Below are 9,687 nucleotides of genomic sequence, written 5' to 3'. Positions count from 1 at the left end.
CCCTGCAGGCTCGCAGCGCAAGCTGCGGGCCCATAGGTGCTGGCTCTTTGACAGGGATCCATCAACATGCACCTGCCATGCCATCCTGCCTGGAGGTACGAAGATCTTGCCAAGCACCCATGAACCGCGCAGAAGCTGACGCGGCCGACGAGAGGCCTGAGTGAAGGGGTCGATGCCGATGAAGTTGAACGCCTGGATCGCGGGAGCGTTTGCGGCCTGCCTGAGCGGAAGCGCCCTGGCGCAGCAGCCGCCGACGGCGGTGACCTTCGGCACGAACTGGATCGCGCAGGGCGAGCACGGCGGCTATTATCAGGCCGTGGCCGACGGGACCTACGAAAAGTATGGCCTCAAGGTCACCATCGTGCCGGGCGGCCCCCGCGCCAGCAACCGCATGCTCATGACGGTCGGCAAGCTCGACTTCTACATGGGCGGCAGCATGATCCAGGCCTTCTCGGCCGTGGAGAAGAACATCCCGACCGTCGTGGTCGCGGCCCATTTCCAGAAGGAGCCGCAGGTGCTCCTCAGCCATCCGGGTCAGGGGCTCGATACCTTCGCGGATTTGAAGAAGTCGAACGACATTCTTCTCTCCAAGGACGGCGTCGCCACCTTCTTCCAGTGGATGAAGGCTGAATACGGATTCAAGGACGAGCAGGTGAAGCCCTTCGGCTTCAACCCGGCTCCCTTCATCGCCAACAAGGCTTCCGTGCAGCAGGGCTATGTCACGTCGGAGCCGCTGACCATCGAGAAGGCCGCGGGCTTCAAGCCCAACGTGTTCCTGCTCGCCGATTACGGCTTCAGCACCTATTCCACCACCGTGGAGACGCGCCGCGAAATCGTGGAGACCAATCCCGATCTGGTGCAGCGCTTCGTCGATGCTTCGACCATCGGATGGTACAATTACCTCTACGGCGATAACACGAAGGCGAAGGAACTCATCAAGCGCGACAATCCGGAAATGACCGACGAGCTGCTCGACTATTCCCGGGCCAAGATGAAGGAATACGGCATCGTCGATTCCGGCGACACCCGACAGCTCGGCATCGGCGCCATGACGGATGCGCGCATGAAGGACTTCTTCGACAAGATGGTGAAGGCCGGCCTCTTCAAGGCTGATCTCGACTACAGGCAAGCCTATACGCTCCAGTTCGTGAACAAGGGCGTGGGGCTGGACCTGAGGAAGTAAGAGGAGAGCGACGCATCTCGTGTCGCCATGCCGATGATGCAACCCGCGCCCACGCTCGTTTCCCTCAAGGGAATTTCGAAGATCTTCTCCAACGGCGTGACGGCGCTTTCCGGCTTCGATCTCGACATTCACGCGGGTGAGTTCATCTCCCTGCTCGGTCCATCGGGATGCGGCAAGTCGACGGTGCTGCGCCTCATCGCGGGGCTCGCGGAGCCGACGGCGGGAAGCGTCACGTGGCCGGGCTCGCGGGACAGCGATCATCGCGGCGAAATCGGCTTCGTGTTCCAGGACGCGACGCTGATGCCCTGGGCGAATGTGGCGGACAATGTGTGGCTTCCCCTGCGTCTTCGCGGCGTGTCCAGGCGCGACGCGCAGGACCGCATCGTCGAAAGCCTGGCGCTGGTCGGCCTGAACGACTTCGCCAAGGCCTATCCGCGCGAACTCTCCGGCGGCATGCGGATGCGCGTGTCGATCGCCAGGGCCCTGTCCCTGAAGCCCCGGCTGCTGCTCATGGACGAGCCGTTCGCCGCCCTCGACGAGATCGCCCGCTTCCGGCTCAACGACGATCTGCTGCGCCTGCAGAGCGAGTTGCGCTGCACGGTCGTGTTCGTGACCCATTCGGTCTACGAGAGCGCCTATCTGTCGAGCCGCATCGCGGTCATGTCCGCGCGTCCGGGACGGGTCGTCGCCGCAATCGAAGGCATGCCGCCGGGGCCGCGCGCCGAAGACTTTCGTACCGGTGCAGCCTATGCGCAGCTTTGCAGGCGCATCTCGCAGGTTCTGCTTGATCAGACAGCCGAGGAGCGGCCGTGATGGCGCCGGTTCGCACGCAAAGCAGCCCGTTGAAGATCGTTCTGCCGCTTGCCGTCTTTGCGGCGGCCGTCGCCGCGTGGGAAGCAATCGTGCGGCTGAAGGGCATTCCGCCCTACATCCTGCCCGCCCCGAGCCTGATCGCGACGACCATGGTGGCCGATTGGCTTCTGCTCCAGGCCTCGCTCCTGACCACGCTCGGGACCACGCTCGCGGGTCTCGCCCTCGCGGTCGTCGGCGGCGTGGGCCTTGCGGTGCTCCTGAGCCTGTCGCGGATCGTCGAATATTCGCTCTACCCGTTCGCCGTCGTGCTCCAGGTCACGCCCGTCATCGCCATCGCGCCCCTGCTGCTGATCTACATGCCGCAGGATGTGGCGGTCCTGGCCTGCGCGTGGCTCGTCGCGTTCTTTCCGGTTCTGTCGAACACGATGCTCGGCCTGCAATCCGTGGACCGCAACCTCATGGAGCTGTTCGAGCTCTATGGCGCACCGACCTCGCAAAGCCCTCTCGCGCGGCTCGGGGCCCGACTGAAAGCCCTCTGGTATCTGCGCCGCCCGGCCGCCCTCCCGGCCTTCCTGGCGGGCCTCAGGATCGCCGGAGGCCTGTCCCTGATCGGCGCCGTGGTGGCCGAGATGGCGGCAGGCTCCGCAGGAGCGGGGTCAGGGCTGGCCTACCGCATCATCGAGAGCCAGTACCGGCTCAACATCCCGCGCCTCTTCGCGGCTCTCGTCCTTTTGGCCGCAACCGGGATCGGGCTATTCCTGGCTCTGGCCGCACTCAATCATTTGCTTCTCCGGCGCTGGCATGAAAGCATCGTCCGCCGGGATCGCTGATCCCTTAGCCTGTTAATAATGTGCCGGCTTGTCATCGTACCGTCATGAGTCCGGGCCATGCTACCGTCGAAAAGCTTCGAACAGCGAGGGACCATGGATACCGACAACAAGCATCCGGGCATCAAGAGCGTCGGATGGGCTCTGGTTCAAGCCTCCCGCCTGCATCGAAGCCGCACGGGCGACAAGCTCTCGGAGCTCGGCCTGTTCGCCGGCCAGGAGCAGGTTCTTCAGGCCCTCAGCAATGCCGGCCCCATGACCATGGGGGAACTCGCGGCGATCCTGCGCGTGCGCCCGCCGACCGCGTCCAAGACCGTGTCCCGTCTGTCCAGCCTCAAACTGGTAGAGCGCCATACCGAACCCGGCGATGCCCGGGTCGTGCGTGTGAAGCTCACCAAGGAGGGCAAGCGCAAGGCCGCCGCCATCGACGCCCTGTGGGAGGAGGTCGAGGGCGAGCTGCTCCAGGGCTTCGACAACAAGGACCGCAAGCGCCTGCGCAAGCTGCTGCGCAAGGCCGCCAAGAACCTCGCCGGCCTCACCGGGGCCGATCAGACCGGCTTCGAGGCCGACGACGAGGTGGACGGGCTGGAAGCCGCCGACGAGCCGGAACTGGCCGCAACGGTCTGACCGCAACCCCTGTGTGCCGCGCACGAGGGTCGTGCGTGGCGGGCATTCGTATACGGACGGGGAAGCGGCTAGCATTTCCCCATGGCCGATACCGTCACCCAATCTCCGTCCAAGATCGCCGCGTGGCACCAGAGCCGCGTCGCGGGCATCGCGCTCATGTGCGTGGCGCTGTTCTGCTTCTCGTGCCTCGATGCGACGGCCAAATGGGTGAACCGTTCCGTCGACCCCATGGTGACGGTCTGGGCCCGCTACATCTCGGCGGCTTGTCTCACCTTCCTGGTCATCAATCCGCGAACCCAGCCGGGAGCTCTGCGGACGCGCCGCCTCCCGCTGCAGCTCCTGCGCTCGTTCCTGCTCTTCGCCTCGACGATCTGCAACTTCTTCGCCCTGAAGTATCTGCAGCTGGTCGAGACGCAATCGATCATCTTCGCGACGCCGCTGCTGGTGGCCCTGCTCGCCGGCCCTCTTCTCGGAGAGCGCGTCGGCTGGCACCGCATGGCCGCCATCGGGATCGGCTTCATCGGCATCCTCGTGATCACGCGACCGGGCCTAGGGTCCATGCACCCCGCCGCCCTGCTGTCGCTGGCCGGTTCCGTGGCCTACGCCTTCTACGCCATCGTGACCCGCATGCTCGCCTCGAGCGATTCCGTCGCGACGACGACCCTGTATTCCAGCGTCGCCGGCATCGTCTTCGTCACACCGGTCCTGCCCTGGGTATGGTCCACCCCGTCCTCGCCCCTCATGTGGTTCCTGCTGGCGACGACGGGGTTTTACGGGGCCTTCGGTCATTGGCTCCTGATCCTCGCCCATGCCCGCGCGCCGGCCGCAATCCTGTCGCCCTTCATCTACAGCCAGATCGTCTGGATGCTGGTGCTGGGCTACGTCCTCTTTGGCGACTGGCCGGATGGTTGGACCTTCGTCGGGGCTGGCATCGTCATCGCATCGGGGCTCTATTTGCTCTACCGTGAACGCGTGAAGCCTCGAAAGCCGGAGCCGTGCACTTGAGCGATACAGCCATCGACACCCTGCCCGGGATCGGCCCTGTGACGCAGCGCAGGCTGGAGGAGGCCGGCATCTGCACGATCGCCGAACTCCGCGCCATGGGATCGGTCGAGGCCTATCGCCGGCTGAAATTCATACTGCCCCGGCAGGTAAGCCTCAATGCCCTCTATGCGCTGGAGGCCGCCCTGCGCGGCTGCCATTGGCTCGACCTGCCGCAGGATGTGAAGACCGCGCTCCAGCAGCAAGCCAGGATCATCGACGAAGCCTCTCGCCGGGGCGGCGTCGCACGCTGTTCCCTTTAACCCGACCCGACAACAGGAAACGCCATGAGCCGAACCGACATCCTCATGACCGCGCCGATGAATCCCATCGTCATCGACGCACTCGACAAGGCCTTCACGCTCCATCGCCTGTGGGAGCAGGACGACAAGGAGGCCTTCCTGAAGGAGTTCGGGCCGCGCATCCGCGGCGTGGCGACCAGCACGCTCTTCGGCCGCGTGGATTCCACCCTCCTCGACCGTCTTCCCAATGCGGAGATCGTCTCAAGCTTCGGCGTCGGCTATGACAATGTGGATGCGGAGGAAGCAGCGAGGCGCAACATCGTCGTCACCAACACGCCTGGCGTCCTCGACGACGAGGTCGCCGACCTCACTCTCGGCCTGCTTCTTGCGACGTTGAGAAAGATCCCGCAGGCCGACCGCTACCTGCGGGACGGGAAATGGCTCAAGGCCTCCTTCCCTCTGTCGGCGACCCTGCGCGACAGGAAAGTCGGCATCGTCGGGCTGGGGCGCATCGGCAAGGCCATCGCGAAGCGCCTCTCCGGCTTCGACGTGAGCATTGCCTATCACGGGCGCACGCAGCAGGACGACGTGGCCTATCCTTATTATCCGACGGTGACCGGACTCGCGGAAGCCTGCGATGTGCTCATCGTCATCACGCCCGGTGGCGCCGCCACCAAGCATCTCATCAATGCGGAGGTGCTGAAGGCCTTGGGCTCCAACGGCGTCCTGATCAATGTCGCCCGAGGCACGGTCGTGGACGAGCAGGCGCTCATTGATGCGCTCAAGTCGGGCACGATCCTGAGCGCGGGCCTCGACGTTTACGAGGACGAGCCGCGCGTGCCGCAGGAGCTGATCGATCTGGAGCACGTGGTGCTCCTGCCCCACATCGCCTCCGCGTCGGTGCATACCCGGAACGCCATGGGCAAGCTCGTCGCCGACAACCTGATCTCATGGTTCGACGGTAAGGGCCCGCTGACTCCGGTCGCGGAGACGCCCTACAAGGGGAAAGCGGGCTGAGGCGCAGGCCCGAAGAAGAAACGGCGCCATCCGCGGCCTTATGCCGGTGATGGCGATAGAGGGAATGCTCGGACTCCGCCTCGCAGAAGAATAAATACTGAGAGCATCGGGCGTGAACTCGAACTCACGTCCGATGCTCTCAGTATTTATTTTATCGCATCTCTCCACGCAAAACCGGTGCCCACTTTTGCGTTCGATGCTTCAAAGCGCGAACCCGCCGTCGACGAGGTGGATGTGTCCCGTCGTGTAGCTGGCCTCGTCCGACGCGAGGTAGACGGCCAGCGCCGCCACTTCCTCGGCCGTCCCGAGACGCCCCATCGGCTGTCTGTCGATGAAGGCCTGGCGCACGGTGTCGAGGCTTTGACCCGAGCTCGATGCGAGCGCCGCGATCCGTTCGTCGAGGGACGGCGATTGGACCGTGCCGGGGCAGATGGCGTTGGCGCGGACGCCGCGCTTGATGAAATCCGCAGCCACCGCCTTGGTCAGGCCGATTACCGCCGCCTTGGTGGTGCCGTAGACATAGCGGTTGGGGATCCCGCGCACCGATGAAGCGCCCGACGCGATATTGACGATGGAGCCCCGGCCCTTCTCCAGCATGCCCGGCAGCACGGCCTTGATGGTGCGGTGCATGGATCTCACGTTCAGGTCGAACGAGAAGTCCCAGTCCTTGTCGGAGCATTCGAGAATCGTGCCGTGATGCACGAAGCCTGCCGCATTGACGAGAATGTCGAAAGGCCCGTCCTCGGCGACGAGTTGCTCGACATCGGCACTCGAGAGCACGTCGAGCCTGCGCTTTTCGGCGCCATCGAGTCCCTCCAGCTTGGCGACGTCGAGATCCGTCGCCCAGACCTTTGCACCCTCTCGAAGAAACGTCTCGGCGATGGCGCGTCCGATTCCCTGCCCCGCCGCCGTGACGAGGGCTGTCTTTCCGTGAAGTCTGTTCATGACAGCCCCCGCTTGCTTGTTGGTCGATCAGTGATTGTCCCGCGGCACGCCGAACGTCTGCGCGACCTTCTGGTACTTCACGGCGGGCTTCAGGGTCATGCCCTCGGAGAGCTGATCGACCATCGAGCGCTGGATCTCCTGCCAGGGGGTCTGGCTCGCCGGATAGGCATAGCCGCCCCGCGCCTCCAGATCCGCACGGCGCTTCTCCAGCTCTTCCGGCGACAGGAGAATGTCGGCGCTGCGCTTGTTCAGATCGATGCGGATCCGGTCGCCCGTCTGCAGCAACGCCAGCCCACCGCCGATGGCAGCCTCCGGCGAAGCGTTGAGGATCGACGGCGTGCCCGAGGTGCCGGACTGGCGCCCGTCGCCGATGCAGGGCAGCGAAAGAACGCCGCGTTTGATCAGCGCTCCGGGCGGCTGCATGTTCACCACCTCGGCTGCGCCGGGATAACCGATCGGACCCGCGCCGCGCATGATGAGGATCGTGTGCTCGTCGATGTGGAGCGACGGATCGTCGATGCGGTGGTGATAATCCTCAGGCCCGTCGAACACGACCACCGGACCTTCGAAGGCGTTCGGATCTTCGGGATTGTTGAGGTAGCGCTCCTGGAATTCCGGGCTGATCACGCTCGTCTTCATGATGGCGGAATCGAACAGCGTTCCCTTGAGGTTCAGGAAGCCGGCCTTCTCCTTCAGCGGATTGTCGAATGAGCGGATCACGTCGTGATCCCAGGTGAACTTGCCCTTGCAGTTCTCCCCGATGGTGGTGCCCGTGCAGGTCAGCGCATTCTCGTGGATCTTGCCGCCGCCGATCAGCTCGGCCATGACCGCCGGCAGGCCGCCCGCGCGGAAATACTCCTCGCCGAGATACTCGCCCGCGGGCTGCATGTTCACGAGCAACGGGATCTCGAAACCGATGCGCTCCCAATCGTTGTTGTCGAGCGGCACGCCGATATGCTTGGCGATGGCATTGATGTGGATCGGCGCGTTGGTCGATCCGCCGATGGCCGCATTGGCGACGATCGCGTTCTCGAACGCCTCGCGGGTCATGATGTCGGACGGCTTCAGGTCCTCCCAGACCATGTCGACGATGCGCCGGCCGGTCTCATAGGCCATCTGGCCGCGCTCGCGATAGGGCGCGGGAATGGCTGCGGAGCCCGGCAGAGACATGCCGAGAGCTTCCGCCAGCGCGTTCATCGTCGATGCCGTGCCCATGGTGTTGCAGTGGCCGACGGATGGAGCGGACGAGCCGACGATGTCGATGAACTGCTGGTAGTCGATGTCGCCCGCCGCGTGACGCTCGCGCGCCTTCCACACGATGGTGCCCGAACCCGTGCGCTCGCCATGGTGCCAGCCGTTGAGCATGGGCCCGACATTGAGCGAGATCGCCGGAATGTTCACGGTAGCGGCTGCCATGATGCAAGCCGGCATGGTCTTGTCGCAGCCGGTAAGCAGCACGACGCCGTCGAGCGGATAACCGTAGAGAACCTCGACGAGGGACAGATAGGCCAGGTTGCGATCGAGGCAGGCGGTCGGACGCTTACCCGTCTCCTGGATCGGATGGCACGGGAACTCGAAAGCCACGCCGCCGGCGGCTGTGATGCCGTCGCGCACACGCTTGGCGAGTTCGAGATGGTGCCGGTTGCACGGCGACAGATCGGAGCCGGTCTGCGCGATGCCGATGATCGGCTTCTTGCCTTGCAGCTCCTTGCCCGTGAGGCCGAAATTCAGGTAGCGCTCCAGATAGAGCGCAGTCATGCCCGGGTTGTCGGGATTGTCGAACCAAAGCCGTGAGCGAAGCTGATCGGGAGTGCGACGGTGAGGCCTCTCAGCCATTCTTCATTTCCTTTCGGGCATCCGTAAATGCGGTGGCGGTATTTGATCCGGGACAGACGTCAAGATCAACCATCCCCTGACTAAAGTAGCTGCCCTGCAAGGGGCGTGATGAGCCGCTTCCCACCACGTCAAATATGCTGTTATAAACTTGCATATGCAGGTTCCGTCCTGCTGCAATTCTTCACCTGATAACGCCGGGTAGCCCCGCCATGTTTCGACACGCCTGTTCTTTCGCCTTGCTGGCTCTGGCAATCTCTCCGGCACATGCCGACGATTGCCCGACAGCTCAGACCGCGAAGCTGGGCTTCGTTCTGGAGCGACCGGGAGCCGTCGCGGAGGTTCGCCCTGCTGCCGAGCATTTCGTCCATGTGCTGAACGCATATCTCGGCGGCAAAAAACAGGACGTGATTTATTACCGGGGCTTCTTTCCGATCAGCCGTTTCGACGATACCGCCCGCAGCATCAACATTCCCGTGTCCGATCTGCGCAGCCTCTTTCCGCTCGAACCGAAAGCCCGCCGCACGCTGACCTATTCCGCCTCGCAGCCCGGCAAAGTGGGAGCCTTGATTTCCCTGGAACTGACCGTGACGGGCCAAGAGCAGATTCAGCTCGGTTCCTGCTCCTACAAGGTCCTCGTGGTGCACAACCGTTTTCTCAACCAGGACGGCAAGACGACGTTCGAACACACCGATCTCTACTCGCCCGAACTCGGCTTCGTTCTAGCCAAGCGTTACGAGGAGAAAGGCGGCGCGCAGACCACCGTCAAGTACCAGAGCATCAAGCCCCTGAGACGGGTTTCGCCACTCTGAGATCGAGCTCTCGGCCAGTCAGGAGACGGGCCATGGCATCTCGGCAGCGCCCTTTACGTCAGGGACTGCCCCGGGCCTGATTTAGGAATCAGTCACGGCGATCCCGATCCTATGAAGCGCCGAGCCTCACCGGATCGGAATGGCCAGCCATGACGGCAGGGATGTCATTCCCGGGAAGACGCGCAGCGAAGGGGAGAGAAGCCATGGCGGCTCGCTTGATCCTGGATTCGCTTCCCGCACGGCGTGCGCCGGGGATGACAGCGGAGCGCTTCATCGGAGCGGGATGATCCAGTCATGTCAAAGAGCCAGCACCTGTGGGCCCGCAGCTTGCGCTGCGAGCCTGCAGG

General features: G+C 64.0%; 10 protein-coding genes. 8 read left to right on the top strand and 2 right to left on the bottom strand.

From position 1 onward, the window contains the following. The first annotated feature begins 178 nt into the window (after positions 1-178). The 7 genes from OC446_RS27530 to OC446_RS27500 all read left to right on the top strand — a co-directional run bounded on the left by OC446_RS27530 (position 179) and on the right by OC446_RS27500 (position 5,750). Positions 179-1,183, top strand: coding sequence for an ABC transporter substrate-binding protein (locus OC446_RS27530; RefSeq protein WP_262032142.1), 1,005 nt, complete (start codon positions 179-181; stop codon positions 1,181-1,183). A 33-nt stretch (positions 1,184-1,216) separates the two neighbouring features. Next, positions 1,217-1,996 carry an ABC transporter ATP-binding protein gene (locus tag OC446_RS27525; protein WP_262032141.1) on the top strand — a complete coding sequence of 260 codons (780 nt, stop codon included), beginning with the start codon at positions 1,217-1,219 and terminating at the stop codon, positions 1,994-1,996. Continuing rightward, on the top strand, positions 1,996-2,826 hold the full coding sequence (locus tag OC446_RS27520; RefSeq protein ID WP_262032140.1) for an ABC transporter permease: 831 nt from the start codon (positions 1,996-1,998) through the stop codon (positions 2,824-2,826). The genes OC446_RS27525 and OC446_RS27520 overlap by 1 nt, the downstream gene beginning before the upstream one ends. Before the next feature lie 93 nt (positions 2,827-2,919). Then, positions 2,920-3,450, top strand: coding sequence for a MarR family winged helix-turn-helix transcriptional regulator (locus OC446_RS27515; RefSeq protein WP_262032139.1), 531 nt, complete (start codon positions 2,920-2,922; stop codon positions 3,448-3,450). An 81-nt stretch (positions 3,451-3,531) separates the two neighbouring features. Then, positions 3,532-4,455, top strand: a complete 924-nt coding sequence (locus OC446_RS27510; RefSeq protein WP_262032138.1) for a DMT family transporter — start codon at positions 3,532-3,534, stop codon at positions 4,453-4,455. Further along, entirely contained in the window at positions 4,452-4,754 is a 303-nt protein-coding gene (locus OC446_RS27505; protein WP_262032137.1) for a TfoX/Sxy family protein, read from the top strand. The genes OC446_RS27510 and OC446_RS27505 overlap by 4 nt, the downstream gene beginning before the upstream one ends. A gap of 24 nt (positions 4,755-4,778) precedes the next feature. Continuing rightward, entirely contained in the window at positions 4,779-5,750 is a 972-nt protein-coding gene (locus OC446_RS27500; RefSeq protein WP_262032136.1) for a 2-hydroxyacid dehydrogenase, read from the top strand. A gap of 201 nt (positions 5,751-5,951) precedes the next feature. On the opposite strand, the gene OC446_RS27495 is transcribed toward OC446_RS27500, so the two are convergent. Both OC446_RS27495 and OC446_RS27490 read right to left on the bottom strand, forming a co-directional pair. Then, entirely contained in the window at positions 5,952-6,695 is a 744-nt protein-coding gene (locus tag OC446_RS27495; protein ID WP_262032135.1) for an SDR family oxidoreductase, read from the bottom strand. Between the two features lie 27 nt (positions 6,696-6,722). Further along, positions 6,723-8,531, bottom strand: coding sequence for an IlvD/Edd family dehydratase (locus OC446_RS27490; protein ID WP_262032134.1), 1,809 nt, complete (start codon positions 8,529-8,531; stop codon positions 6,723-6,725). Positions 8,532-8,740: 209 nt separating this feature from the next. On the opposite strand from OC446_RS27490, the gene OC446_RS27485 reads away from it, so the two are divergent. Further along, the gene (locus OC446_RS27485; RefSeq protein ID WP_262032133.1) at positions 8,741-9,340 is read left to right on the top strand and encodes a hypothetical protein; all 600 of its coding nucleotides are present in this window, start codon (positions 8,741-8,743) and stop codon (positions 9,338-9,340) included. Positions 9,341-9,687 lie beyond the last annotated feature (347 nt).

The organism is Microvirga sp. Mcv34 (assembly GCF_024519725.1).
Classification (GTDB): Bacteria; Pseudomonadota; Alphaproteobacteria; order Rhizobiales; family Beijerinckiaceae; genus Microvirga.
This window is presented reverse-complemented; position numbering and strand designations above follow the sequence as displayed.

Bases quoted from the DNA above. Each gene is read 5' to 3' on its own strand.
- OC446_RS27530 (WP_262032142.1), top strand. From the start codon at position 179: ATGAAGTTGAACGCCTGGATCGCGGGAGCGTTTGCGGCCTGCCTGAGC.
- OC446_RS27525 (WP_262032141.1), top strand. From the start codon at position 1,217: ATGATGCAACCCGCGCCCACGCTCGTTTCCCTCAAGGGAATTTCGAAG.
- OC446_RS27520 (WP_262032140.1), top strand. From the start codon at position 1,996: ATGGCGCCGGTTCGCACGCAAAGCAGCCCGTTGAAGATCGTTCTGCCG.
- OC446_RS27515 (WP_262032139.1), top strand. From the start codon at position 2,920: ATGGATACCGACAACAAGCATCCGGGCATCAAGAGCGTCGGATGGGCT.
- OC446_RS27510 (WP_262032138.1), top strand. From the start codon at position 3,532: ATGGCCGATACCGTCACCCAATCTCCGTCCAAGATCGCCGCGTGGCAC.
- OC446_RS27500 (WP_262032136.1), top strand. From the start codon at position 4,779: ATGAGCCGAACCGACATCCTCATGACCGCGCCGATGAATCCCATCGTC.
- OC446_RS27495 (WP_262032135.1), bottom strand. From the start codon at position 6,695: ATGAACAGACTTCACGGAAAGACAGCCCTCGTCACGGCGGCGGGGCAG.
- OC446_RS27490 (WP_262032134.1), bottom strand. From the start codon at position 8,531: ATGGCTGAGAGGCCTCACCGTCGCACTCCCGATCAGCTTCGCTCACGG.
- OC446_RS27485 (WP_262032133.1), top strand. From the start codon at position 8,741: ATGTTTCGACACGCCTGTTCTTTCGCCTTGCTGGCTCTGGCAATCTCT.